This is a genomic window from Streptomyces sp. NPDC058812 (assembly GCF_042744565.1).
GTDB lineage: Bacteria > Actinomycetota > Actinomycetes > Streptomycetales > Streptomycetaceae > Streptomyces > Streptomyces thinghirensis.
Map to the genome: position 1 here is coordinate 283,543 of NZ_JBHYOB010000010.1, position 24,891 is coordinate 308,433.

Consider the following 24,891-nt stretch of genomic DNA (forward strand, 5'->3'; position numbering starts at 1 on the left):
GGTCACGACGCCGCGGCCCCGGCCGCGGCGTCGATCAGCTGGTCGATCAGGGCGATGAGGACGTCCCGGCAGGAGGTCCGCTCCCGCGCGTCGCACAACAGCACCTGCACGTGCTCCGGCAGCGCCAGGGCCTCGCGGATCTCCTCGGCCGGATACGGATGCCGTCCGTGGAAGCCGTTGACGCCGACGACGAACGGAATGCCCCGCCGCTCGAAGAAGTCGATGGCCGCGAAGCTCGACTCGGGCCTGCGCACGTCGATCAGGACCACGGCGCCGAGGGCACCGATCGCCAGGTCGTTCCACATGAACCAGAACCGCTGCTGACCGGGCGTACCGAAGAGGTACAGCACCAGTTCCCGGCCGATGCCGATCCGCCCGAAGTCCAGGGCCACGGTCGTGGCCCGCTTCTCCTCGATGCCGGCGAGGTCGTCGACGTCCAGTCCCGCCGCGGTCAGCGGTTCCTCGGTGCGCAGCGGGGCGATCTCGCTGACCGAGCCGACCATGGTGGTCTTGCCGACGCCGAACCCACCGGCGATCAGTATCTTCACGGCTTCGGGGGCGGCAGCCGGGGGCGCGGTTGCCGTGGGCGCCTCAGCGGCGCGGTCAGAGCCGGCCAAGGCCGTCCCTCACTTTCTGCAGCAGGTCCAGGTCAGGGGTGGCTCGGGAGACCGGGTGCGGGGGCCGGGCGGTGATCCGGTCGGCCTCCAGCAGGTCGCAGAGCAGGATGACGACCACGCTCACCGGCAGGTCCAGGCGGGCCGCGACCTCGGCCACGGCGACGGGCTCGGCGCACAGCCGCAGGATCCGCAGGTGCTCGGGCTGCGGTCGCGCGGCCCGCGTGGGCTGCGGGTCGATCGCGGTCACCGTCGTGATGAGGGTGAAGTCGGCGCGGCTGGGCCGGGTCCGGCCGCCGGTCAGGGTGAACGGCCGTACGAGCCGGCCGCCCGCGTCGCCTCCGGTCACGTCACTCGCCGGGGCCGGCGGTGGCCCGCGGGGCCGCGCTCAGGTGCTCGCCGATCTTCTTCACCAGCATGTTCATCTGGTACGCCACCACGCCGACGTCGGCGTTCGGGCCGGTGAGCACGACGAGGTGGGCGCCGGCGCCCGCGGAGGTGAGTATCAGGTAGCTGTTGGCCATCTCGATCAGTGCCTGGCGCACGGGGCCGCCCCGGAAGTCCATGCTGACGCCTTTGCTGAGGCTCATCAGGCCCGACGCGGTCGCCGCCAGCCGCTCGGCGTCGTCACGCGGGAAGCCGGTGGACTTGCTGACGACCAGTCCGTCCTCGGAGAGCACCACCGCCTGGTTCACGTCGGCGACCCGCTCCACGAGTCCGGTGAGCAGTTGGTCCAGCTCGGTGTGCGTGGCGGGGGAGGGTCGGGTCATCGCGAGTCCTTCGTCGGCGGTCGGCGGTCTGTGGTCGGGGTCGAGGGGGCGGCGGAGGAGAGTACCTGCTCGTCGGTGTCGGTGGCGGTGGCGTCGGTGGCGTCCGTTTCGGCGTCTTCGGCCTGGGCCCGCAGGGTGCCGCTCCGGAAACCGGCGAGGGACGAGGCGGCGCGCTCGGCGGTGAAGTCGACGTGGTCGTCGGACGCGCCCTCCGGTCCGTCCCGGCCGGTTACGGCGTCCTCGTCGCGCAGCTCGGCGGCCAGGCTGGTCTGCGGCACCCGGCGGGGCAGCGGGGCCAGGCCGTTCGGCTCGGAAGCGGACGACGCGGAGGGGGCGGACGACGCGGACGGGGCGGTGGCGCCGGGCCGGCTCGCGGGCACGGGCCGCACCGGCCGTACGGGCCGCTTCGCGGGAGCGGGGTCCGCCTCGGGCAGGGGGGACGCCTCGGGTGTGGGGGATGCCTCGGGCACGGAGGGCGCAGGGACTTCGGGTGTTTCGGGAGACGCCGTGCGGGCGGGCCCGTGGGCCGCGTCGATCGGCTCGCGCACCACGATGTCGTGCGGGATCAGCACGATCGCGGTGGTCCCGCCGTACGGGGAGGAGCGCAGCGTGACGGTGATGCCGTGCCGGTGCGCGAGCCGGGCGACGACGAACATGCCGAGCCGCAGGTCGTCGGCGAGCGCGACCACGTCGAACTGCGGGACCACCGCAAGCTGGGCGTTGAACGAGGCGTAGTCCTCCTCCGACAGGCCGAGCCCGCGGTCCTCGATCTCGACGGCCAGGCCCTTGGCCACCAGCGCCGCCCGCACCCCGACCGGATGAGGGGCGGGGGAGTAGGCGGTCGCGTTGTCGATGAGTTCGGCGAGCAGGTGGATCACGTCGGCCACCGCGGGCGGTGCGAGGGCCACCTCCTCGTCGGTGTGCAGCTCCACCCGCTGGTACTCGGCGACCTCGCCGACGGCACTGCGCAGGATGTCGACCAGCGCGACGGGTTCGCGCCAAGTGCGCCGGGGCTGCTCGCCGCTGATGATGACGAGGTTCTCCTCGTAGCGGCGCAACTGGCTGGCCGTGGAGTCCAGTTCGTACAGCCCTTTGAGGATCTCCGGGTCGGTGTGCTCGCGCTCCAGCGCGTCCAGCTTGCCCAGCTGCATGTTGACGAGGTTCTGGCTCTGCCGGGCGATGCCGAGGATGACCTTCTGGAAGCCGCGCCGGGTGTCGGCGAGTTCCACGGCGGTGTGCACGGCGGTGCGCTGTGCCGTGTTGAACGCCTGCGCGACCTGCCCGAGTTCGTCCCGCCCGTAGTCCAGCGGCGGGGTCGCCGACTCCACGTCCACCTTCTCGCCCCGCTCCAGCCGGGCCACCACGTCGGGCAGCCGTTCCTCGGCCAGGCTCAGGGTGGCCAGCCGCAGACCGCGCAGCCGACGGGACAGCGAGCGGGTGATGCGCCAGGACATGGCGACGCACAGCACCAGGGCGATCAGGCCCCCCGCGCTGAGCGAGGCGGCCGTGATCAGCAGCCCGTGTGCCTCGTCGGCGCTGCGGTCGAGCAGCCCGTCCGTCTGCTGCCGGATCAGCGCCGCGTACTGGTCGGAGACCTTGTCCAGGGCGGTGGTCCAGCGCTGCCGCGCGTCCGGCAGGTCGATCCGGTCGTCACCGTCCGCCGCACGGGCCGCCAGCACCTGGTCCTCGACGGCCCCCAGGGTCTGCCACTCGGGGCTCGCGAGGATCCGCTCGGTCCGCGCCTTCGCGTCGCCGCGCAGCGAGGGGACGATCTGGTCCTGGACGAGCCAGCGCCGGGTGTGGACCAACTGCGCGAACTGCGCCCACTCCTCCTCGCCCATCCGGCCGGACGGCCAGGCCAGGGTGAGCCGGGCGTCCTCCTGGGAGACCAGCTCCGCCGCGTGCTCCAGGGCGACCAGCGGCCCGGCCTGCGAGGTGAGGTCGCCGTCGTCGACCTGGGAGAGCTCCTGGAAGGCGTGGATCTGCTCGTCGATGATCGAGGTGTACTGGTCGAGCGCCTGGTCGGAGGTGATGTCACTGGGGTCGTCCACCTGGTTGCGGTAGTACTCCAGGCTGCCCACCGAGCCGAGCACCGAGTAGAGCCGGTCCGAGACGCGGGCGGGCGCGCTCTCGATCGCGTCGGACTGGCCGACGAGCTGGGCGACGGCCGCGTCCGTCTTCTTCCGCTGGGCGTCCAGTTCCGTCCGGTCGCCGCCGGGCTCGGCCAGATGGGCGGCCGACAGACCGCGCTCCTTCTGCAGCGCGAGCGCCGCCTCGGTGCCCATGGCCCCGGTGTCGCGGCTCAGTTCCGTCTGCGCGCGCAGCCGCAGGCCCTCCGAGAACATCTGGATCGTCGTCACCCCCCACACGGCGGCGAGGGTGACGCCGGGGACGAGGGCCAGGAGGATCAGGGAGAGACGTATGGAGCCGAGGCGGCGCCGGGCACCTGTCCGTGCAGACATCGTGGTCCTAGGCGATCAGTGGGGGAGGATGGCGGTTGTGCGCGGGCGCCGGCGGCCGCGGTGCCCGGTCACCGGGTGCCCCCCGCGGCGAACTTCGCGACCGCGTCGGCGTTCGTCCGGGTCACGAACGCCGGGCCGGTCAGTACGGGTGCCACTCCGCCACCGCTGACGTTGCCGTTGGTGCGGTGCAGCCAGAGCGCGTCCACCGCCAGATACCCCTGGAGGTACGGCTGCTGGTCCACCGCGAACTGCACGTCCCCGCGCTTGACCGCGGCGACGAGGTCCTCGTCGAGGTCGAAGGTGGCGACGTGGGCGCTGCTGCCCGCCTCGTCGACCGACTCGACCGCGGTGAGGGCGAACGCCGCGCCGTTCATGACGACCTCGTCGATGCTGGAGTCCTGCCGCAGCCGAGCGGTGACGGCCGCGCCGACCGCCTTCATGTCGGTGCCCTCGACGTAGAGCATCTCGGTCTCGCCCTCGAAGGTCTTCTTCACGCCGGCGCAGCGGGCCTCCAGGGCGACGTTGCCGCGCTCGTGGATGACGCACAGGGCGTGCTCGGCCTTGAGGGCGTTCAGCTTGTCGCCGACGGCCCGGCCCGCGACGCTCTCGTCCTGCCCGAAGTACTCCAGGAGCCCGGTGGAGCGCCAGGCGTCCATGCCGGAGTTGAGGCCGACCACGGGGATGCCGGCCGCCTTTGCCTCGGCGACCGGCCCCTTCATCGCCTGGGGTTTGGCCAGGGTCACGGCGATGCCGTCGGCCTTGTCGCGGATCGCGTCCCGCACCAGGTCGGCCTGGTCGGCGGTGTCGGCGTCGCCGGCGTACGTCAGGTCGATGCCGTCCTTGGCGGCCGCCGCCTCGGCGCCCTTGCGCACCCGGTCCCAGAAGGCGTCGCCCTCACCGCCGTGGGTGACCATGACGACCTTCATCCGGTCGCCGCCGGACCCGCCCGCGGCGTCCGAGGCCGAGCCGTTCTCCTCCCCGCCGAGGGCCGAGCAGCCGGCCGCGAGCAGACAGACGGCCGCGGCGAGGACCGCGGCGCGGAGACGTCCGGGGGAGTGGGTGGACGGGGCAGAAGTACTCATGGGGGGTGCGGCACCTCGCTGTACGGCCGAGCAGGAGGAACGGGGCGAGGTGGACCGGAGCCGTGTTTCGGTACGCCAACCGGGTGAATCTCGCCTGGCCGGAGCAAACCGTGAGTGACGGCCGGTAGTCAAGTGACCAGCGATCAGGAGTGAGTTGTCGGTGCCGCATCGTGATGAACGGGACGGGCGAAGTACCGGTGAAGCGTGCCTGAAGCGCGCGTACGCACGGAGGTCCGGCGTCCGGCTCCGGGTGCGTGCCGGGGCGCGGACGCCGGTGGCCCGGTGTCAGGCGGGCCCGCCCACCCGCTGTTCCAGAGGCTGCGGGGCCGTGCGCGCGGCCCGGGCCTCCTTCCTGCGGCGTCGGCGGTCGCGGCGCGACTCCTGGTCGGGCAGCCAGCCGAAGACCAGGCAGCTGCCGACGCAACCGAGGAGCAGCCCGACGAGGAACCCGCCCAGGTTGGAGGTGACCCACGTGCCCAGGGAGGCCAGGACGCCGATGAGCGAGTAGAAGAGCCGCTGGGAGGGGTTCACCAGGGCCAGCAGTCCGCACAGCAGCATCACGACCGGCAGCAGGTAGCCGGCCACGCCCTGCATGCCGACGTGCAGCACCACCTTGAAGGACGCCTTCATGGTGAACAGGACCTCGGCCCCGGCCAGCGTGAGCAGCAGCCCGCCCCAGAACGGCCGCCCGGAGCGCCAGCGGCGGAAGCCTGCCCGGAAGCCCGCGCCCCGGTCGCCGGGCATCAGCAGCCCGACCCGCTGAAGCGCAGCTTCAGACCGGGAAGCTTGAACACCCCCGCCGTGGTCGCGTAGTTGGTCTGCCGCAGGTTCTTGATCTGCACGGTGTCGGCCTGCTGGCTGAAGACGCCGATCGGTCCGCGGCCCTTCGGGCCGGCCTTGTCCAGGGTGCTGGCGTCGTTGCCGATCTCGATGTTGTTGAAGGCGGCGTCACCCGACAGGAAGGTCGAGTCGGTGGTCAGGTCGCTCGCGGACACCCTGGTGCTCCCCTCGCCCGCGGTGATGAGCAGGTTGGTGCCGCCCAGGTCGACGCTCTGGCACAGCTTGGTGAGCTTCGCCTCCTTGATCACGGAGGTGACGACCAGTACCTGCCCGCCGGTGTCCCCGGCGTTCGGGCTGCCCTCGGCCATGTTGTCGAGGCCGCCGAACTGGGCGAACCCCTTGCCGTCGAGCTGCGTGGCGGTGACGGTGAAGGGCATGCCGGAGATCGCGAACTGCACGCCCAGGGCGCCCTGGGCGGTGAGTATCGCCAGGCCCGCGGTGACCGCGGCGGCCGGCACGGCCAGCACCGCGGCCCGGCGCAGCCTGACCCGGCCGCGTCTCGTGGGTGCCCCGGCGGCTTCCGGCGCGAAGACGCCTTCGGGGCCGGTCTCGGGTTCGGGGGTGTTGCCGGCGGACGGGGTGACGTCCGAGGACGAGGCCATGTCTGCTCCCAGAGGCATAGTGAATGCGGATCGGGTTTCAGTGGCACGTTCTTGAGCGGCACGTTGTCCTGGCGCGGACAGCGGCTGGTGCGCGCGCCTCCCGGCAACTCCCGGCGGATGCAGGGCCTTTCACGTTACGCACCAGTAGCCAATCGGGAAGTTACCGGTGGTTACACCTCGGGGTCAAGCAAGTTGTGAGTAAAGAGTGGGGGTTGTGTGCCACCTGCCGCCTTTCCGGCCCGGCGCCCGCGAAGACCCGCGATTATTCGCCAACCCCTGCGCGGACGCTTGACGTTGACTGAACGTCAGGTCTACAACTTCCCCTGTTTCCCCGGATCCGTGGCGCCGGATCCGTTCCCGCGGCACCGTCCGCGTTCCCGGCCCCGGGACCCGTCCTCCGGACTGGACCCGGCCCCGCCCCCAACGGGGCACGCCGCACCTCCTGGGCAGGGCCCGCACTCACCGGGCACGGCCTGCCCGCACCCACTGGGCCCGGCCCGTGCCCGACGTCCGACCGGGCACGGCCCGGACCCCGTCGCATCGGCCCGGTCGCGCGTCCGCGGCCGGCCACCCCTGCTTCACCGAACCCCACTTCCGGAAGAGGTAGCCGCATGCGTACTCGTACTCTCCTCACCCTCACCGCAGCCGTCGCCGCGCTGACCCTCCCCGCGGCGGCCCCCGCCGTCGCGGGCACCCCCGAGGCCGACACCCCCGTCCTCACCACCGGCGCCGTCGGCGGCACGCCCGTCGCGGTCGGGGACACCCTCACCGCCTCCCTGGCGAGCGGCACCAGCGCCACGTTCCACTCCAGCGCGACCGGCACCAGCGGCGTCTCGTGCACGTCCTCGCAGTTCACCGTCACCGTCACCGACAACCCGACGGCCCCCGGCACGGCCACCGAGTCACTCACCGCCCACACCTTCGACAGCGGCAGCTGCACCAGCAACGTCACCGGCGTCCTCGGTGTCAACGGCATCACGGTCCACAACCTGCCCTACACCACCACCGTCTCCTCCGACGGTGCCGTCGCCGTCACCCCGCCGAGCGGCTCCACCGTCCGGACCACGGTCGCCCTGCGCACCCTCCTCGGCAGCATCAACTGCGTCTACGAGGCCCCCGGCCTGTCCGGCACGGCGAGCAACGACACCAACTCGATCGCCTTCGCCGACCAGCACTTCACCAAGGTCTCCGGCTCGGGACTCTGCTTCGCCAACGGGTACTTCACCGCCACCTACGCCCCCGTGACCGACGGGAACGCGACGGTGTACGTCAACTGACCCCGTACGGCGGCCCGGCCCGCGCCTCGAAGGGCCGGGCCGGGCCGCTGTGCGCGGGGTCGCAAGAAGGCGGATCTGACGGTGAGTTATCGTGTACAGGGGGTTAAGACAGGCGGCACGGCCTGTTGAGTTCCAGCCCAGGAGAGTCCAGCCGATGGCGAGGCAGCTACGCGCCGAACAGACCCGCGCGACGATCCTCGTGGCCGCCGCCGACCTGTTCGACCGTCACGGTTACGAGTCGACCAGCCTGAGCGAGATCGTGGCCCACGCCGGAGTCACCAAGGGCGCCCTGTACTTCCACTTCGCGGCGAAGGAGGACCTCGCCCACGCCATCATGGAGCTCCAGTCCAGAACCTCGCGCCGACTGGCGAAGGAACTGGACGGCCGGGGCTACACCTCCCTGGAGGCGCTGATGCGCCTCACGTTCGGCATGGCCAGGCTGTGCGAGGAGGGGCCGGTCCTGCGGGCCGGGCTGCGGCTCGCCACCGGGGGAGTACCGGTACGGCCGCCGCTGCCGCACCCCTTCACCGAGTGGCGGGAGATCGCCTCCTCCCGCCTCGTGGACGCCGTCCGCCAGTCCGACCTGCATCCGGACATCGACGTCGACTCCGTCGCCCACACCCTCGTCTGCTCCATCGTCGGGACCCGCGTCGTGGGCGGCACCCTCGAACCGGCCGCGCGACAGCCCCGCCGCCTGGCCGGGATGTGGCACCTCCTGATCCGCGGCATGGTGCCGGTGACCCGCCGTGCCCGCTACCTCACCCTCGCGGCGCGCCTGGAGCGGGAGATGGGCGGGGTCTGATCCGGCGGTAGTGGGTCGCGCCGGGGCGTGGCTGGCTCCCTCGGGGATGTGGGCGGTTCGTGCCGGGGCGTGGCCGGTTCCCTCGGGGATGTGGGCGGTTCGTGCCGGGGCGTGGCCGGTTCCCTCGGGGATGTGGGCGGTTCGTGCCGGGGCGTGGCCGGTTTCCTCGGGGATGTGGGCGGTTCGTGCCGGGGCGTGGCTGGCTCCCGCGGGGATGTGGGCGGCTCGTGCCGGGGCGTGGCTGGCTCCCGCGGGGATGTGGCCAACGCGCGCCAGGACGTGGCCGGCTCCCGCGGGGACGTGGCGGGCTCGCGCCGGGACGTGGCCGGTTCCCGCCGGGATGTGGCGGGCCCCGCCGGGACACGGCCCGCTCCGCCCTCCCACCCCAGGTCGCGCGATACGGTGAGGCGCATGCCCGACACCCCGTCCGAGCCCGCCCCCGCCCCCGTCATCGTCGGCGACGAGCCCGGGTCCTTCCCCCACGGCGTGCTGGCCGAGCGGCACCCCGCCATCATCCGGCAGGTGCGGGAGGCGTTCCCTTACGGCCCCGAACGGCAACGGGCGCTCGACGCGCTGCTCACCAGTTGCCTGAACGGCGTGATCGAGCCACCGCCCGCGGTCGCCGACGCCGGCGACCGGGCCCGCTGGGCGGACTGGGGGATGGACGCGTACGCCGGCCGCTCCTGGTTCGACGTGCCCTGGCTGTGGGCCGAGAGCCACTTCTATCGTCGGCTCCTCGACGCCGTCGGCTACTTCGCCCCCGGCACCTGGCAGGGCATCGACCCCTTCCGGCCCGCCAAGCTCGCCGAACTCGACGCGCCGGAGACGGACGAGGAACTCGCCGCGCTCGACGGCCTCGCCGACCTGCCCGCCGACGACCGCACGCGGGCCCTGCTGCACGGCTCGCTCTGGGGCAACCGCGCGGACCTCGGCTTCCGCCTCTCCGACAGCGGCACCGACCCCAAGGACCGGGTACCGGCCCTGGTCGCGGACGACAGCGACACGCTCTGGTCGCTGCTCCCGCCCCCCGGACAGGGCACGCCCGGTCCGAAGACCCTGTGCCTGGTCGCCGACAACGCCGGCCGTGAACTCGTCCCCGACCTGCTCCTCGTCTCGCACCTTCTCGACGAGGGCCGCGTCGACCGGGCGGTCCTGCACCTCAAGCCGTATCCGTACTACGTCTCCGACGCCACGCCCGCCGACCTGCTCGACGCGCTGCGGCGGCTCGGCGCGGCGGGTGGCGCGGCGGCCGCCCACGGTGAGCGGCTGTGGACCGCGCTGACCGACGGCCGCGTCACCGTCCGCGCCCACCCCTTCTCCTGCGCCCCGCTGCCGTACGCGGACATGCCCGACGACCTGCGCGGGGAGTTCGCGGCGGCCACGGTCACCGTTCTCAAGGGCGACCTGAACTACCGCCGCCTGGTGGGTGACCGGTGGTGGCCCCCGACCACGTCCTTCGCGGACGCCACCGCCTACTTCCCGGGCCCCGTCGCCGCACTGCGCACCCTGAAGTCCGACGTCGTCACCGGCCTGTCCGCGGACACCGAGGCGGCGCTGGTGGCGAGCGGGGAACAGCGCTGGCGGACGAGCGGGACGCACGCGCTGATCCAGGTCAGGCGCTGAGCGTCCGCGTCAGGAGGCGGAGAGACCCCGCCCGTGTCCCCGAGAGGACGAACCGGCGAAGGTTCCCGCGTTCCGCCCCGATTCACGCGATGGTGTGATCATGTCCCAACCCGAGGATGCCCGCGGGGGGCCATGGGTAGTGCCCGGCCATGACGCAACAGCCCTTCGAACTCCCACACTTCTACATGCCGCATCCCGCGCGGTTGAATCCGCATCTCGACGAGGCCCGAGCCCACTCGACGACGTGGGCGCGCGAGATGGGCATGCTGGAGGGCTCCGGGGTCTGGGAGCAGTCCGACCTCGACGCACACGACTACGGCCTGCTCTGCGCCTACACCCACCCCGACTGCGACGGGCCGGCGCTCTCCCTCATCACCGACTGGTACGTGTGGGTCTTCTTCTTCGACGACCACTTCCTGGAGAAGTTCAAACGCAGCCAGGACCGCGTCGGCGGCAAGGCCCACCTGGACCGGCTCCCCCTGTTCATGCCGCTCGACCTCACCACCGACATGCCCGAGCCGGAGAACCCGGTCGAGGCCGGCCTCGCCGACCTCTGGACGCGCACGGTGCCGGCGATGTCGGCCGACTGGCGCCACCGCTTCGCCGTCGCCACCGAGCACCTGCTCAACGAGTCCCTGTGGGAGCTGTCCAACATCAACGAGGGGCGGATCGCCAACCCCGTCGAGTACATCGAGATGCGCCGGAAGGTGGGCGGCGCTCCCTGGTCGGCCGGGCTGGTGGAGTACGCGACCGCCGAGGTGCCCGCCGCCGTCGCCGGGTCCCGGCCGCTCAGGGTGCTGATGGAGACGTTCTCCGACGCCGTGCACCTGCGCAACGACCTCTTCTCCTACCAGCGGGAGGTCGAGGACGAGGGCGAGCTGAGCAACGGGGTGCTGGTCCTGGAGACCTTCTTCGGCTGCACCACCCAGGAGGCCGCCGAACTGGTCAACGACGTCCTCACCTCCCGGCTGCACCAGTTCGAGCACACCGCGTTCACCGAGGTGCCCGCGGTGGCCCTGGAGAACGGCCTGACCCCGGCCGAGGTCACCGCCGTCGGGCTGTACGCGAAGGGGCTCCAGGACTGGCAGTCCGGCGGCCACGAATGGCACATGCGCTCCAGCCGGTACATGAACAAGGGCGCCCGCCCCGCCGCCGGCTGGCAGGCGCTGACCGGCCCCGGCACCTCCGCCGCGGACGTCGGCGCGCTGCTCGCCCGGGCCGCCGCGGAGCGGGCCCGCCCCTACACGTACGTGCCCTTCCAGAAGGTCGGGCCCTCGATCATCCCCGACATCCACATGCCGTTCCCGCTGGAGCTGAGCCCCGCCCTCGACGGAGCGCGACGGCACCTGTTCGAGTGGTCGCAAGCGATCGGGTTCCTCAGTGAGGGCGTCTGGGACGAGGACAAGCTCGCGAGCTGCGACCTTCCCCTGTGCGCCGCGGGCCTCGACCCGGACGCCACCCAGGAGCAGCTGAACCTCGCCTCCGACTGGCTGGCCTTCGGTACCTACGGCGACGACTACTACCCGCTCGTCTACGGTCACCGGCGCGACCTGGCCGCCGCCCGGTTGACCACGGCCCGGCTGTCGGCCTGCATGCCGCTCGACGCCGAGCCGGTCCCGCCGCCCGCCAACGCCATGGAACGCTCCCTGATCGACCTGTGGGCGCGCACGACGGCCGGCATGACACCCGAGGAGCGACGCCCGCTGAAGTCGGCCGTCGACAAGATGACCGAGGCCTGGGTGTGGGAGCTGGCCAACCAGATCCAGAACCGTGTCCCCGACCCGGTGGACTACCTGGAGATGCGGCGCGCCACCTTCGGCTCCGACCTCACCCTGGGCCTGTGCCGAGCCGGACACGGCCCGGCCGTACCGCCCGAGGTCTACCGCAGCGGTCCGGTCCGCTCCCTGGAGAACGCGGCGATCGACTACGCGTGCCTCCTCAACGACGTCTTCTCCTACCAGAAGGAGATCGAGTACGAGGGCGAGGTCCACAACGCGATCCTCGTCGTGCAGAACTTCTTCGGCGTCGACTACCCGGCCGCCCTCGGCGTCGTCCAGGACCTCATGAACCAGCGCATGCGCCAGTTCGAGCACGTCGTCGCGCACGAACTTCCCATCGTCTACGACGACTTCCAGCTGTCGGACGAGGCGCGGGCCGTCATGCAGGGCTATGTGACCGACCTGCAGAACTGGATGGCGGGCATCCTCAACTGGCACCGGGAGGTGCCGCGGTACAAGGCCGAGTACCTGGCCGGGCGCACTCACGGCTTCCTCCCGGACCGGATCCCGGCCGTGCCCGTCCCGAGGTGCTCCGCTCTGCCCGTGCTCGGCTGACCGTCGGTCAGTCTCACTCGTTCGTGGCTCGTCACGCGCCGGTGCGCCGGGTAGAGCACCTGGCGGAGGCGAACCATGGAACAGAGAGGGTTGCGACCCAAGCCGATGCCCGGTCAGGAACCGGGGGCCGGCACCGCGCCCGACGACGTCCGGCGCCCGCACGCCGGGCGCCGGCGCCGCCGCCGGCTCACCACCCTGCTGCTCGGGGTGTTCGCCGCGACGGTCCTGCTCCTGGCGGGCGTGGGACTCGGCACGATGGGCGCCACGGTGATCGGCATGAGCAAGCTCGCCGAACTGCAACGACAGGCGGGCGCCCCGGGGACGGGAGCGGGGGCGCCGACGGGCAGCCGGGCCGCCCCGGCGCAACCGTCGGCCGGTGCGCCCCCGTCCTCGGCACCGGCCGCCGCGACCCTCGGAGTGGAGGCCGTGGACGACGAGAAGCCGGGGGCCCTGGTCGTGGGTGTCCACGTACCCGGCCCCGGGTACGCGGCGGGCCTGGTCCGGGGCGACGTGCTCCTGGCGTTCGGCACGACCCGGGTCGACTCGGCCGCCGACCTCGCCGACGCCGTGGCCCGCGCCCGGCCGGGCAAGGAGGTCAAGGTGACCGTGCGCCACGAGAGCGGCGGCTACCAGCAGCTGACGGCCGTACCGGGGGTCGTCACCTGACCCACGTCACCCGGCCGTCGCGTTCGGTCCCGCCGTCACGTGACCGTACGGAAGTGGCTCGTGAGCCGTCCGGTGTCGTCCAGCACGTGGTAGGCCAGCCCGACCGGGGCGTCCCGGTCCGCGACCCGCTCGCCCTCCCAGGGGAGCCGCAGGGTCCACGTCACCCCGGGGCCGACCGCCAGGGGGCGCCCGGCGAACACCGTGGAGGCGGGCGTGTGCGCGTGTCCCGTGATCAGCCCGACGATCTCGGGCCGGCGGTCCAGCAGCGCGGCAAGGCGTTCCGGGTGCCGCAAGCGGTAGGAGTCGGGCAGCGGGTGGTGCAGGGCCGTCGGCGGGTGGTGGAAGGCGAGCAGGACCGGGCGGTCGCCGCCGAGTTCGTCGAGGGTCGCCTCGATCCAGCCGTACGTCTCTTCGTCCAGCTCCCCCTCGTCGCTCCCCGGGATGCTGGAGTCGCACATCAGCACCGCGCCGCCGTCGAAGACCCGCACGTCGTTGACCGGCCCGTCCGCGGCGGGCCGGCCCAGCAGGGCCTTGCGGTAGGGCGCGCGGCTGTCGTGGTTGCCGGGGCAGGTGAGCACGGGAAACGGTGCGGTGCCGTCGCGCAGCCCCAGGATGCGCGCGGCCTCCTCGTACTCCGCCTCCGTCCCGTGGTCCGCGATGTCCCCGGTCACCAGCAGGGCGTCCACCCGTCCCGGCAGTTCCCGGAGCCGGTCGCGCACCCGCTCGGCGCGCCCGGTCGCCCGAGCGCTCCCGTCCAGGTGCAGATCGCTGATGTGCGCGAGTACGAGCACGGTGCAGTCCCCCTCCGGGTGCCGAAGGGCACGCCTCGTAGCTAACGTCTGCACTGCATCCAACCATTAGTCGCAGTGGTTGATCAATGCCAATCGGCTCGCGTCGCTCCCTCGCCGGGGGCAGGATGCTGCCCGTAGTCCCTTCACCCTTGTCGCCCAGGGAGGCCCGGATGACCGGCAGCGCGCCTGCTGCTTCCTTCACCGCCGACGACTACCGGGCCCGGATGGAGCGTGCCGCGCGGGCGGCCGCCGACGCCGGACTGGCCGGGCTGCTGGTGGCTCCGGGGCCCGACCTCGTATGGCTCACGGGCTACGCGCCCACCGCGGCCACCGAACGGCTCACCCTGCTCGTCCTCGCCGCCGACCGCGCCCCCGTCCTCGTCGTCCCGACACTGGAGGCCCCCGACGCCGAGAAGGCCGCCGGCGCGCCCGCCCTGACCCTGCGCGACTGGACCGACGGCAAGGACCCCTACGCCGCCACCGCCGCCCTCCTCGACGGCTCCGGGCGGTTCGGCATCAGCGACAACGCCTGGGCGATGCACCTGCTGGCCCTCCAGCGGGCGCTGCCCGGCACCTCGTACGCCTCGCTCACCGAGGCGTTGCCGATGCTGCGCGCCGTCAAGGACGCGGCGGAGCTGGAACTGCTGGCGGCGGCGGGAGCGGCCGCGGACGCCGCGTTCGAGGAGATCCGGAAGGTGCGCTTCGGCGGACGCCGCGAATCCGACGTCGCCGCCGACCTCGCCCATCTGCTGCGGCGGTTCGGGCACTCCCAGGTCGACTTCACCATCGTCGCCTCCGGCCCGAACGGCGCCAACCCGCACCACGAGGTCGGCGACCGCGTCATCGAGGACGGCGACATGATCGTCCTCGACTTCGGCGGTCTGAAGGACGGGTACGGCTCCGACACCTCGCGCACCGTCCACGTCGGCGCGCCCACCGACGAGGAGCGGCGGGTGCACGACCTCGTCCGCGAGGCGCAGGAGGCGGGCTTCCGGGCGGTGCGGCCCGGCGTCGCCTGCCAGGAGGTCGACCGGGCCGCCCGCGCGGTCATCGACGGCGCCGGGTACGGCGAGTACTTCATCCACCGCACCGGGCACGGCATCGGCGTCACCACGCACGAGCCGCCGTACATGATCGAGGGCGAGGAGCGGCACCTCGTGCCCGGCATGTGCTTCTCCGTCGAGCCCGGCATCTATCTGCCCGGCCGTTTCGGGGTACGCATCGAGGACATCGTCACGGTCACCGAGGACGGCGGCCGACGCCTCAACGACACCACCCGGGAGATGGTCATAGTGGAATGACCGGCACAGACGTAACCCACGCCCCGGCAGACCCGGAAGACGACGGCGCGACCATGACCCAGGCACCGACACCCACCGCGGACGCCGTCCGCCGACTGGTCCGTTCCCTGCTGGGCGAGAACGCGGAACCCGACGTGCGGCCCGTCGCCGAGGGCGCCGGGCCCGCCACCTGGTGGGTCGGCACCCGGCATGTGCTGCGCCTGGCCCCGGACCGCGAGTCCGCGGTTCGGCAGCGACGCGAACTGCGCCTGCGCGAGCTGGTCCGGCCGTACCTCTCCGTCGCGGTGCCGACGAGTGTGGCGCACGGCGAGTGGGCGCCGGGCCTGACCTACACGCTGGACGCCAAGGTGCCCGGCGGGTCGGGCGAGGACCACGACGTGTCGGCCCTGGGCGAGGCGGACCTCGCGGCGCTGCTCACCGGAGTGCGCGAGGTGCCGGTCCGCCAGGCCGAGACCCTCGGTGCGCCCCGGGCCGCCCCGCGTTCCCTGGAGGCGCTGCGGGAGGCCGCCGAGCGCGCCGCCCGGCGCCTCGCCGAGGCCGACGAGTTCGACGCCGCGCGGCCGGAGCGGCTCACCCGGTCGGCGACGGTCCAGCTCGGCGCCCAGCCCGGCGCGGCGGTCCTGGTCCACCACGGACTGGCCGGCGAGCACCTCGTGGTCAGCGCCGACGGCCGGGTGCGCGGTGTCCTCGGCTGGACCGACGCGGTCCTCGGCGACCCGGCCGAGGACATCGCCGGGCTCGCGCTCTCCGTGGGTTCGCCCGCCGCCGTCCGCGCCGCCACCCTCGCCGGTTACGGCGCCCGGCCGTGCCTGCGCGGCCTGTGGCTGGCCCGCTGCGACACCCTCGTCCACCTCGCCGCTGCCCTCTCCGGCCGGGCGTCCGCGCCGGCGGCCGTGTCCCTGCCCCTGCTGAGGACCCGGCTGCGGCGCGCCTGGGAGCCGATCATGCTGGAACGGGTGACGGAGCTGAGAGGGGACGGCACGGACGACGAACCGTCCTGAGCGCCCGTCACTCCTGTACGAGCACGACGCTCGACTCGCCCGGTACCCGCAGCACCCCGTCCGTCCCCGGCGCCTGCACCGGCTCCCACGCGGCGAGCACGCGCGCGGGGCGGGTACCCAGCGGGATCGCCGCCGGTTCGGCGCCCAGGTTGACGGCCACCCGGATGTCGCCGCGCCGGAACGCCAGCCAGCGCGCCTCGGCGTCGTACGCCACCCTGGTGTCGGCGAGGTCCGGGGCGGTCAGGTCCGGTTGCCCGCTCCGCAGGGCGATCAGCCGGCGGTACCAGTCCAGTACGCGCGCGTGCGGCTCGCGTTCCGGCTCGGACCAGTCGAGGCAGGACCGTTCGCGCGTCGCGGGGTCCTGCGGGTCGGGCACGTCCTCCTCCTTCCAGCCGTGCGCGGCGAACTCACGCCGCCTGCCGCTCCGTACCGCCTGGGCGAGTTCCGGGTCGGTGTGGTCGGTGAAGAACTGCCACGGTGTGCCCGCCGCCCACTCCTCGCCCATGAACAGCATCGGCGTGAACGGCGCGGTCAGCGTCAGCGTCGCGGCGCAGGCCGCCAGGCCGGGTGAGACCAGCGCGGCCAGGCGGTCCCCCTGGGCGCGGTTGCCGACCTGGTCGTGGGTCTGGCTGTAGCCGGTCAGCCGGTGGGCGGCCACCCGGCCGCGGTCCAGCGCGCGGCCGTGACCGCGGCCCCGGAAGCTGGAGTAGGTGCCGTCGTGGAAGTAGCCCCGCGTCAGTGTCTTGGCGAGCGCCGCCAGCGGAGCCCGCGCGAAGTCGGCGTAGTAGCCCTGCGACTCCCCGGTCAGCGCGGCGTGCAGGGCGTGGTGGAAGTCGTCGTTCCACTGCGCGTGCACGCCCAGTCCGCCCTCCGCGCGCGGGGTGATGATCCGCGGGTCGTTGAGGTCGGACTCGGCGATCAGGAACAGCGGACGTTCCAGGTCGGCGGCGAGGCCGTCCACCGCCGTCGACAGCTCCTCCAGGAAGTGGCACGCGCGCGTGTCCACCAGGGCGTGCACCGCGTCCAGGCGCAGTCCGTCGACCCGGTAGTCCCGCAGCCACGCCAGCGCGCTGTCCACCAGATACGCGCGCACCTCGTCCGAGCCGGGCGCGTCCAGGTTCACGGCGACGCCCCAGGGCGTGTGGTGGGTGTCGGTGAAGTACGGGCCGAAGGCGGGCAGGTAGTTGCCGGACGGGCCCAGGTGGTTGTGCACCACGTCGAGGATCACGCCCAGGCCCAGTTCGTGGGCCCGGTCGACGAACCGTTTCAGCGCCTCGGGCCCGCCGTACGGCTCGTGCACCGCCCACAGCGAGACACCCTCGTACCCCCAGCCGTGCCGGCCCGGGAACGGGCACAACGGCATCAACTCGACGTGGGTGACGCCCAGTCCGGCCAGGTGGTCGAGCCGCTCGGCGGCGGCGTCGAGCGTTCCCTCGCGGGTGTACGTGCCCACGTGCAGCTCGTACAGCACACCGCCGGGCAGCGGCCGCCCGCCCCACTCGGCGCGCCACGCGTACCGTCCGTGGTCGACGACCGCGCTGAGCCCGTCCGGCCCGTCCGGCTGCCTGCGCGAACGCGGGTCCGGCAGCACCGGCCCGTCGTCCACCGCGAAGCCGTACCGCGAGCCGTCGCGTGCCTCGGCCTGACCGCACCACCACCCCGGCCGCTCCGGATCGCGCTCCAACGCGCGCGTGACGCCGTCGCACGTCAGCGTCACGCGGCCGGCCTGCGGTGCCCACACCTCGAACTGCACGGACGGTTCCCCTTCGTCTGCTCACCGTGATGTAGCCCGTCCATGGTCCTGCATAAGTGATCTCTGCGCTGCTGAAAGTCTCCGATTGCGGCGGGTGTCGTGCCACGCCACGCGTGTGACGGCGTGCACGGCGCGCGCGTGGCGGCCGTTTTCCCGTCTTCTGGACACTCCGGCCCAGCTGACCGACAATCACCAGCGTGACGTCGTCCTTCGAGTTCAACACGTACCCCGCGCGGTTGTCCGACGCGGAGCGCGACAAGGCGCTGAAGGTGCTCCGGGACGGCGTCGCCATGGGTCGTCTGTCGCACGACACGTTCATCCGCAGGATGGAGCTGGCGTTCGCCGCCCGCCGTCTGGAGGATCTCGCCCTGCTCACCGCCGACCTGCCCACCGAGGGCCGGGTGTCGCGGCTGGTGTTCGGCACCGTCGAGGCGGTGTCCGGGTTCGGCGTACGGCTGCGCAGGGCCTGGCAGGCCGAGCGGCTGCCCAAGCTGCTGCTGCCGCACCCCGGTACCGGACATCCGCTGCGCATAGGGCGCGACCCGGCGAGCGGGCTGCGCCTGACCCACGAGACGGTCTCCCGCGTGCACGCCGAACTGAGCCGCCAGGGCGGCATGTGGGTGCTGCGCGACCTGGGCTCCACCAACGGCACCACCGTCAACGGGCGGCGCGTCATCGGCGCGGCCGTCGTCCGCGAGGGTGACCAGATCGGCTTCGGCCGGATGGCCTTCCGCCTCGCGGTGAACTGAGCCGGAAGAGGGGACGGAGGAGGGGACGGAGCACAGCTCTGGCCTGGGCTTCACTCGAGGTTGTGGATCTCCGTGCGGCATTCGGCGCGGTGTTCGGTGCGGTGTCCCGTGCGGTAAACCCCATTGCTTTTCATGGTGTTGACGTACCCGTCAAGTCGTGACTGACTGTGCGTACACCGAGCACGCCAGGTGAACCGACAGTCCGCATCGTGGAGGTGTGCCCTGCCGCCCCTCCTGCGCTATCCGACCGTGGACGAGCTGGGCGTCCGGGCCGCCGCTCTCGTGGCCCGCCATCCCGGACACGTCCGGCTGCGCCGCGTCGGCACGTCCCGCGCGGGCACCCCGCTGTGGCTGCTCTCCGTCGGCCACGGCAGCCGCCAGGTCCTCGTCGTCGCCGGGCCGCACGCCAACGAGCCCGTGGGCGGCGCCACCGTCCTGCGGCTGGCCGAGCGCGCCCTGGCCGACCCCCGGCTCACCGAGGGCGCCGACGCCACCTGGAACCTGCTGCTGTGCGTCGACCCCGACGGCCTGCGCCGCAACGAGGGCTGGCTGTCCGGCCCGTACACCCTCGGCCGCTACGCCCGGAACTTCTTCCGGCCCGGCTTCCTGGAGCAGCCCGAGTGGCTGCCCCACGGCCCAAACCACGCCGCGCTCCCGGAGACCCGCGCCCTGCTCGCGCTCCAGGACGAACTGCGGCCCTTCCTGCAGTGCTCCCTGCACGGCGTCGACGTCGGCGGCGGCTTCGTCGAGCTGACCCACGAGCTGCCGGGCATCGCCCAGCGCATCGCCCACACCGCGGCCCGGCTCGGCATCCCCCGCGAACTCGGCGCCTACGACACTCTGTACTGGCCCGACCTCGGCCCCGCCGTCTACCGCATCCCGCCGCCCCGCCGCGGCGACCTCACCGCGGCCATCACCGAGGCCGCCGTCGAGTCGACGTGGTGTCACCCGCGGCGGTACGGCACCGTCACCGCGGTCGTCGAGGCGCCCATGTGGGGCGTCGCCGCCGTGGCGGACGGCTCGCCCCCGGCGGACCGGGACGGGGCGCTGCGCTCCGTGAGCCGCACCCTGCGTCACGACACCCGGCGCCTGCACCGCGTCCTGGCCCGGGTCCGGCCGCACCTCGCCACCGTGCCGGAGGCGGCGCACCTCCTCGCGCCGGTCGACGACTACCTGCTGGTCTGCCCCAGGCTGGCCGACGCGTGGGACCCCGACACCGACGACGGCTCGGGACGCTCCCTCCCGCCGATGAGCACCGCCCACCTGGTCGCCCTGCGCCTCGCCGGACGGCGCCTGGCCCTGCGGACCGCGGGGCTGCTGCATCAGCTGGTGACCCGTACCGGAGGCGATCCGGCGGGCGTCCTGCCCGAACTGGACCGGCTGGTCGACGAAGGCTGCGCCGACTACCGCGACGGCTGCGCGGCCCGCTGGATCCCGGTCGCACGCCAGGTGGAGTATCAGACGCGGGTCGTACTCGCCGCGTTCGAACTGGCCGGGCGGCGCCCCACGGCGGGCTCCCGTTCGGGTGAGCCGGGCTGGGGTTCCGAGGCCGCGGTGCCGATGCACCGGGAATGACCCACACCACCACGGCCCGAGCGGCCCGGGCCGGCCTCCTGGCAGCCGCGGCCCTCCTCCTCACCTGCGCGACACCGGCGCGGGCCACCGCGGAGCGGGAACCGGCGAACGACTGGCTCCTGCTCACGGTCACCCAAGGCGATGCCCAGTCAGGTGTCCGGCCCGGCGCTCCGCCGGGTGTCCCGTCCGGCGGCACACGCGGCGCCCTCCTGCTGTGCGACCCGCCGCGGGGCCACGCCCGCGCGGCCCGCGCCTGCGCGGAACTCGACGCGACGGACGGCCGCATCGCCGACATCCCGCCGCGGGACACCCACTGCCCGATGATCTACGCCCCGGTGACCGCCCACGCGCGCGGGCAGTGGCGGGGACAGCCGGTGGAGTACACGCAGACCTTCCCCAACCCGTGCGTGATGGCGGCACGGACGGGGTCGGTGTTCGCGTGGGACACGCAGGGGTGAGCGGACCGGGCCGGAGGCGGGTGAGGCGTCGGTACGCCTCACCCGCCCCCGGCCGCGTCACTGCTGGTGCAGTCCGCGGTTCGACAGGGTCAGGAACGCCTCGCCCACCGCCTCCGACAGGGTGGGGTGGGCGTGGGTGTGGCGGGCCGCGTCGGCGGGCTCGGCGTCCCAGCCGACGATCAGCTGGCTCTCGGCGATCATCTCCGACACGTGCGGCCCCACCAGGTGCTCACCGAGCACCCGGCCGCCCCCGGCCTCGGCGACGACCTTCACCGTCCCGCCCCGCCCGTGCACCGTTCCGGGCGACGAGGTCGGCATCTGCTCCCGAGGGCGGCCCCGGCGCCCGTCCGCCCCGCCGCTCAGCCCCCGTCCCCCTCCTCAGCCCCCGTCCCCCTCCTCCGCCCCCACCCGCTCCAGCAGCGCCACCGGCACCCCCGCGAACAGGTCCTCCACGCGCGCGTGCCCCGTGAACTCGCGCCCGGGCGTCAGCGCGTCGGCCCACCGGCCCGGCGGCAGGGGCAGCGTCGTGCCGTGCCAGCCGCCCGCCTCGGCCAGCCGCAGTGACAGCCGGGTCACGGCTGTCACGACGTCCCCGGAGCGGACGAACGCCACGCAGTGCGCCGCCGCGTGACCCTCGGCGGGCAGCGGCTCGTACGTCGCCGCGTCGCCGAACGCGTCGGGCCGCCGCGCCCGCAGCGCGAGCGCCGCCCGGGTCACCGCGCCCTTCTCACCGCCCTCGCCGCCCTCCCCGAAGTGCACGGGACGGCGATTGTCCGGGTCCACCAGGGCCAGGTACTCGCCCTCGGTGCCCTGGTAGAGGTCCGGCACCCCCGGCATCGTCAGGTGCGTCAGTGCCGTGCCGAGGACGTTGGCCCGGATGTGCGGCTCCAGGGTGTCGCGGAAGGCGACCACCCGCTCTCCCGGCGCGCCGCACGGCCCCGCCGCCACGAACCGGGCCACCGCCTCCTCGTACGGCGGCTCCTGCTCCGTCCAGCTGGTGTACATCCCCGCCTCGCGCACATGCTTCAGCAGCGCCTCCCGCACGCGCTCACCCTCCGCCGGCCCCAGCCCGAACACCGTCTGCCAGGCCGCCCACGCCAGCTGCGCGTCCGGCACGCCCTCGCCGGTGCGGGTGACCTCCGTGAGGACGTCCGTCCACCGCTCGGGGCACTCCGTGAGCACCGCCAGCGCGGCGCGCACGTCGGCGCTGCGCTTGGTGTCGTGGGTCGAGACCACCGTGCCGGTCGAGGGCCAGTCGCGCTGCACGCGCGCGCAGTACGCGTGGAACTCCTCCGGCGACAGGGCCGGGCGCCCCGGGTTCCCGCCCACCTCGGTCGCCGAAAGCAGCGGCACATAGCGGTAGAACGCCGTGTCCTCCACCGACTTGGCGCGCAGCGCCGACGCCGTCTGAGCGAACCGCGTCCGGAACTCCACGTGCTCCGGCCCGTCCCCGAACCGCCCCAGCACCAGGCCCCGCACGACGTCCACCGCGCCGGCCTCCTCCGGCACCGCGAACGCGAGCCGCGCCTCGGCCGCCGCCTCCTCGGTGACGACCGACGCCGCGTCCACCGACGCGTACGGCCGGTACACCTCCAGCCGGACCAGCAGCTCCCGCAACGCCGTGCGCAGCGCCCACGGCGCCCGGTCGCGCAGCGCGGCGTCCGGGGAGGCGACGCACAGGCGGTGGGCTACCCGGGTCAGCCGGTCCATCTCGGTGGCCAGCTCGTGCGTGAGCACCTTGTACGCCGCCCGCCGCACCGTCGCCGCCCAGTCGCCGCCCCGGTCCGTCTGCGGGGCGGCGAACCTGCGGTACTGGCCGAGGAGCTCCCCGTACCCGGCCGGGTCGGTGAAGAGCCCGTCGATGTGCCGCAGCGCGTCGTAGCCGGTCGTGCCCGCGACGGGCCAGGACGCGGGCAGCCGCTCGCCGTCCGCCAGGATCTTCTCCACCACCGTCCACCGGCCGCCACCGGCCTCGTGCAGCCGCCCGAGGTAGGTGTCGGGGTCGGCGAGGCCGTCGGGGTGGTCGACACGCAGGCCGTCGATCACGCCCTCGCGCAGCAGCCGCAGAATCGTGGCGTGCGTCGCCTCGAACACCTCCGGGTCCTCCACGCGTACACCGATGAGCTCGGAGATGCTGAAGAAGCGCCGGTAGTTCAGGTCGGTGCGGGCGAGCCGCCACCACACGGGGCGGTACCACTGCGCGTCCAGCAGCTGCGGCAGCGGCAGGTCAGCGGTGCCGTCCCGCAGGGGGAACGCGTGGTCGTGGTAGCGCAGTACGTCGCCGTCGACCCGCAGCTCGTCCAGCACCTCGCCGACCGGGGCGCCGAGCACCGGCATCAGCACCTGGCCGCCCTGAGCCTCCCAGTCGATGTCGAACCACCGCGCGTACGGCGACTTCGGGCCCTCCCGCAGCACCTCCCACAGGGCGCGGTTGTGCCGGGGCGACATCGCCATGTGGTTCGGCACGATGTCCACCACCAGGCCGAGACCGTACTCCCGCGCGGTGCGCGCCAGCGCCCGCAGTCCCTCCTCGCCGCCCAGTTCCTCACGCACGCGCGCGTGGTCCACGACGTCGTAGCCGTGCGGCGACCCCGGCACGGCCTCCAGCACCGGGGACAGATGCAGGTGCGTGACGCCGAGCGAGGCCAGGTACGGCACAGCCGACGCCGCGGCCGAGAAGGGGAACTCCGGCTGCAACTGCAGCCGATACGTGGCCGAGGGGGCCACGGGGGCCGTGGGGATCGTCGGCGCCGCCGGGTCGGGTCGCTCAGGTGTCATGGAAACCTACGTACCCGCCTCGCCGCCTTTCGTGTCATCGGCCCCTCCACGGGCGTACGCGCGCGTGGCTAGCTTCGAGCGATGGGAAGCGGCGGAGGCACCGGGCGGCGAGGCGCGCTGGAGACGTACCGAGAGGTGATCGGCCTGACCGGGCCGCTGCTGCCGGTGGTGTCCTTCCTGGGACGGCTGCCGACGGCCACGATCCAGTTCGGCAGCGTCCTGCTGGTCGCCCGCACCAGCGGCTCGCTGGCCGTCGCGGGGCTGACCGGGGGAGCGCTCGCCGTCGGCCAGGTCGCCTGCGGCCCGCTGGTCGGCCGGCTCGCGGACCGGCACGGCCAGCGCACCGTCGTCCTGGTCTTCGGACTGGTCAACGCCGTCGCGATCACCGCCCTGGTGGCCGGCGCGCTCGCGGAGGTGCCGACGCCGCTGCTGGCGCTCCTCGGGGCGGCGGCGGGTGCGAGCGTGCCCCTGATCGGCCCGCTGGCCCGCGCCCGCCTGGTGGCGCTCGCCCGCCGGGCCGGCGCCCCCGAGCCCACCGTGGGCGCCGCGCTGTCCTTCGAGAGCACCCTCGACGAGGTCTCCTTCGTCCTCGGCCCGGCCCTGGTCGGCCTGGCGGCGGTCCTCGCCCACCCGGCCTACGCCCTGACCGGCGCCGCCGTACTCGTCGCCGTGTGCGGCACCGCCTTCGCGCTGCACCCCACGGCACGCGCGTCGGCGCCCTCGGCCGCCGGGGCGACGGGCACGCCGGGCGGCTCCCGCGTCCGCCCTCGCACGCCCCGCGCGGTGCACGCCCTGCGGGCCTCGCTCGCCCTCCAGGGGGCGATGTTCGGGGCCTGCCAGGCGGGGATCACCGCGCTCACCGAGCGGCTCGGGCAGCCTGAGCAGGCGGGGCTCGTCTACGCCGCGATGGGAGTGATGAGCGCGATCGCGGGTCTCGCCATGGCCGTCGTGCCCGCCCGGGTCGGACTGCGGGCCCGCTGGCGGGCGGCCACCGCGACCGCGTGCGCCCTGTCGCTGCCGCTGCTGTGGACGGACAGCCTGACCGGCCTGTACGTGGTGGTCACCGTCCTGGGCATCGCCTACGCACCCCACCTGATCACCGTGTTCGCGCTCACCGAGCGGACGGTGCCGCGGGCCCGGCTCGCCGAGGCGATGGCGTTCGCGACCAGCGCGATCGTCGGCGGCCAGGCCCTCGCGGTCGCCGTCACCGGCCGCCTCGCCGAGTCCCACGGCCCGGTCGCGGCGTTCGCGGCGGCGAGTCTGACCGCCGCGCTCGCCTGCGTGATCGCCCTGGCGGCGCGCCCGGCGCCGGGCATCGGACGGCACACCGGAGCGGGGGGCCCCCCCCCCGCCGGGGGGGGGGGCCCCCCCGCCCCCGACGGCGAACAGCCCCCGCGCCACGCCCCGCATCCGG

At 73.7% G+C, this 24,891-nt stretch carries 21 protein-coding genes and 1 pseudogene; 11 read left to right on the plus strand and 11 right to left on the minus strand.

What is annotated here, in order from left to right; translation table 11 throughout:
* Positions 1-2 precede the first annotated feature (2 nt).
* From ACFW48_RS22730 to ACFW48_RS22760, 7 genes are all read right to left on the minus strand, one after another.
* On the minus strand, positions 3-617 hold the full coding sequence (locus tag ACFW48_RS22730) for an ATP/GTP-binding protein (protein WP_386317300.1): 615 nt from the start codon (positions 615-617) through the stop codon (positions 3-5).
* Positions 604-963 carry a DUF742 domain-containing protein gene (locus ACFW48_RS22735; protein WP_386317302.1) on the minus strand — a complete coding sequence of 120 codons (360 nt, stop codon included), beginning with the start codon at positions 961-963 and terminating at the stop codon, positions 604-606. The genes ACFW48_RS22730 and ACFW48_RS22735 overlap by 14 nt, the downstream gene beginning before the upstream one ends.
* Position 964: 1 nt before the next feature.
* Positions 965-1,384, minus strand: a complete 420-nt coding sequence (locus tag ACFW48_RS22740; protein WP_386317304.1) for a roadblock/LC7 domain-containing protein — start codon at positions 1,382-1,384, stop codon at positions 965-967.
* Entirely contained in the window at positions 1,381-3,846 is a 2,466-nt protein-coding gene (locus tag ACFW48_RS22745) for a nitrate- and nitrite sensing domain-containing protein (protein WP_386317306.1), read from the minus strand. Before ACFW48_RS22745 ends, ACFW48_RS22740 begins: the two co-directional genes overlap by 4 nt.
* Positions 3,847-3,914: 68 nt before the next feature.
* Positions 3,915-4,928 carry a substrate-binding domain-containing protein gene (locus ACFW48_RS22750; RefSeq protein WP_386317308.1) on the minus strand — a complete coding sequence of 338 codons (1,014 nt, stop codon included), beginning with the start codon at positions 4,926-4,928 and terminating at the stop codon, positions 3,915-3,917.
* A 285-nt stretch (positions 4,929-5,213) separates the two neighbouring features.
* Entirely contained in the window at positions 5,214-5,672 is a 459-nt protein-coding gene (locus ACFW48_RS22755) for a DUF6114 domain-containing protein (protein WP_386317310.1), read from the minus strand.
* Entirely contained in the window at positions 5,672-6,370 is a 699-nt protein-coding gene (locus ACFW48_RS22760; RefSeq protein ID WP_386317312.1) for a DUF6230 family protein, read from the minus strand. The genes ACFW48_RS22755 and ACFW48_RS22760 overlap by 1 nt, the downstream gene beginning before the upstream one ends.
* A 611-nt stretch (positions 6,371-6,981) precedes the next feature.
* On the opposite strand from ACFW48_RS22760, the gene ACFW48_RS22765 reads away from it, so the two are divergent.
* From ACFW48_RS22765 to ACFW48_RS22785, 5 genes are all read left to right on the plus strand, one after another.
* Positions 6,982-7,647 (plus strand): Tat pathway signal sequence domain protein, encoded by a 666-nt coding sequence (locus ACFW48_RS22765; protein ID WP_386317314.1) that lies wholly within the window; start codon positions 6,982-6,984, stop codon positions 7,645-7,647.
* Between the two features lie 154 nt (positions 7,648-7,801).
* Entirely contained in the window at positions 7,802-8,449 is a 648-nt protein-coding gene (locus ACFW48_RS22770; RefSeq protein WP_386317316.1) for a ScbR family autoregulator-binding transcription factor, read from the plus strand.
* Between the two features lie 411 nt (positions 8,450-8,860).
* Positions 8,861-10,072: a damage-control phosphatase ARMT1 family protein gene (locus ACFW48_RS22775; protein WP_386317318.1), complete on the plus strand. Its 1,212-nt coding sequence runs from the start codon at positions 8,861-8,863 to the stop codon at positions 10,070-10,072.
* Positions 10,073-10,221: 149 nt separating this feature from the next.
* Positions 10,222-12,405, plus strand: coding sequence for a germacradienol/geosmin synthase Cyc2 (gene cyc2 / locus ACFW48_RS22780; protein ID WP_386317320.1), 2,184 nt, complete (start codon positions 10,222-10,224; stop codon positions 12,403-12,405).
* A 75-nt stretch (positions 12,406-12,480) separates the two neighbouring features.
* A complete protein-coding gene (locus ACFW48_RS22785) occupies positions 12,481-13,071 on the plus strand; it encodes a PDZ domain-containing protein (RefSeq protein WP_386317322.1) in 591 nt (196 codons plus the stop codon).
* A gap of 35 nt (positions 13,072-13,106) precedes the next feature.
* Here the strand turns inward: ACFW48_RS22785 and ACFW48_RS22790 are convergent, their stop codons facing one another.
* The gene (locus ACFW48_RS22790; protein WP_386317324.1) at positions 13,107-13,862 is read right to left on the minus strand and encodes a phosphodiesterase; all 756 of its coding nucleotides are present in this window, start codon (positions 13,860-13,862) and stop codon (positions 13,107-13,109) included.
* Between the two features lie 170 nt (positions 13,863-14,032).
* Here ACFW48_RS22790 and ACFW48_RS22795 point away from each other — a divergent pair, with 170 nt between their 5' ends.
* Positions 14,033-15,163, plus strand: coding sequence for an aminopeptidase P family protein (locus tag ACFW48_RS22795; RefSeq protein WP_386317326.1), 1,131 nt, complete (start codon positions 14,033-14,035; stop codon positions 15,161-15,163).
* A gap of 53 nt (positions 15,164-15,216) precedes the next feature.
* Positions 15,217-16,164 carry an aminoglycoside phosphotransferase family protein gene (locus ACFW48_RS22800; protein ID WP_386317328.1) on the plus strand — a complete coding sequence of 316 codons (948 nt, stop codon included), beginning with the start codon at positions 15,217-15,219 and terminating at the stop codon, positions 16,162-16,164.
* Positions 16,165-16,171: 7 nt separating this feature from the next.
* Here ACFW48_RS22800 and treZ read toward each other — a convergent pair whose 3' ends face one another.
* Entirely contained in the window at positions 16,172-17,917 is a 1,746-nt protein-coding gene (treZ, locus tag ACFW48_RS22805; protein ID WP_386317330.1) for a malto-oligosyltrehalose trehalohydrolase, read from the minus strand.
* 197 nt (positions 17,918-18,114) lie between these two features.
* Between treZ and ACFW48_RS22810 the strand changes: the two genes are divergently transcribed.
* From ACFW48_RS22810 to ACFW48_RS22820, 3 genes are all read left to right on the plus strand, one after another.
* Complete coding sequence (locus ACFW48_RS22810) at positions 18,115-18,666, plus strand: FHA domain-containing protein (RefSeq protein WP_386317332.1); 552 nt, start codon at positions 18,115-18,117, stop codon at positions 18,664-18,666.
* A gap of 249 nt (positions 18,667-18,915) precedes the next feature.
* Positions 18,916-20,241: a M14 family zinc carboxypeptidase gene (locus ACFW48_RS22815; RefSeq protein ID WP_386317362.1), complete on the plus strand. Its 1,326-nt coding sequence runs from the start codon at positions 18,916-18,918 to the stop codon at positions 20,239-20,241.
* A complete protein-coding gene (locus ACFW48_RS22820; RefSeq protein ID WP_386317334.1) occupies positions 20,238-20,699 on the plus strand; it encodes an SSI family serine proteinase inhibitor in 462 nt (153 codons plus the stop codon). Before ACFW48_RS22815 ends, ACFW48_RS22820 begins: the two co-directional genes overlap by 4 nt.
* A gap of 57 nt (positions 20,700-20,756) precedes the next feature.
* Here the strand turns inward: ACFW48_RS22820 and ACFW48_RS22825 are convergent.
* Both ACFW48_RS22825 and treY read right to left on the minus strand, forming a co-directional pair.
* Positions 20,757-20,999 (minus strand): annotated as a pseudogene (locus ACFW48_RS22825) (dihydrolipoyl dehydrogenase); the annotation flags it as partial.
* A gap of 78 nt (positions 21,000-21,077) precedes the next feature.
* Positions 21,078-23,477, minus strand: coding sequence for a malto-oligosyltrehalose synthase (gene treY, locus ACFW48_RS22830; protein ID WP_386317336.1), 2,400 nt, complete (start codon positions 23,475-23,477; stop codon positions 21,078-21,080).
* An 81-nt stretch (positions 23,478-23,558) separates the two neighbouring features.
* Between treY and ACFW48_RS22835 the strand changes: the two genes are divergently transcribed.
* Positions 23,559-24,891: MFS transporter (locus tag ACFW48_RS22835; protein WP_386317338.1), on the plus strand; the 1,333-nt coding region annotated here is incomplete at its 3' end.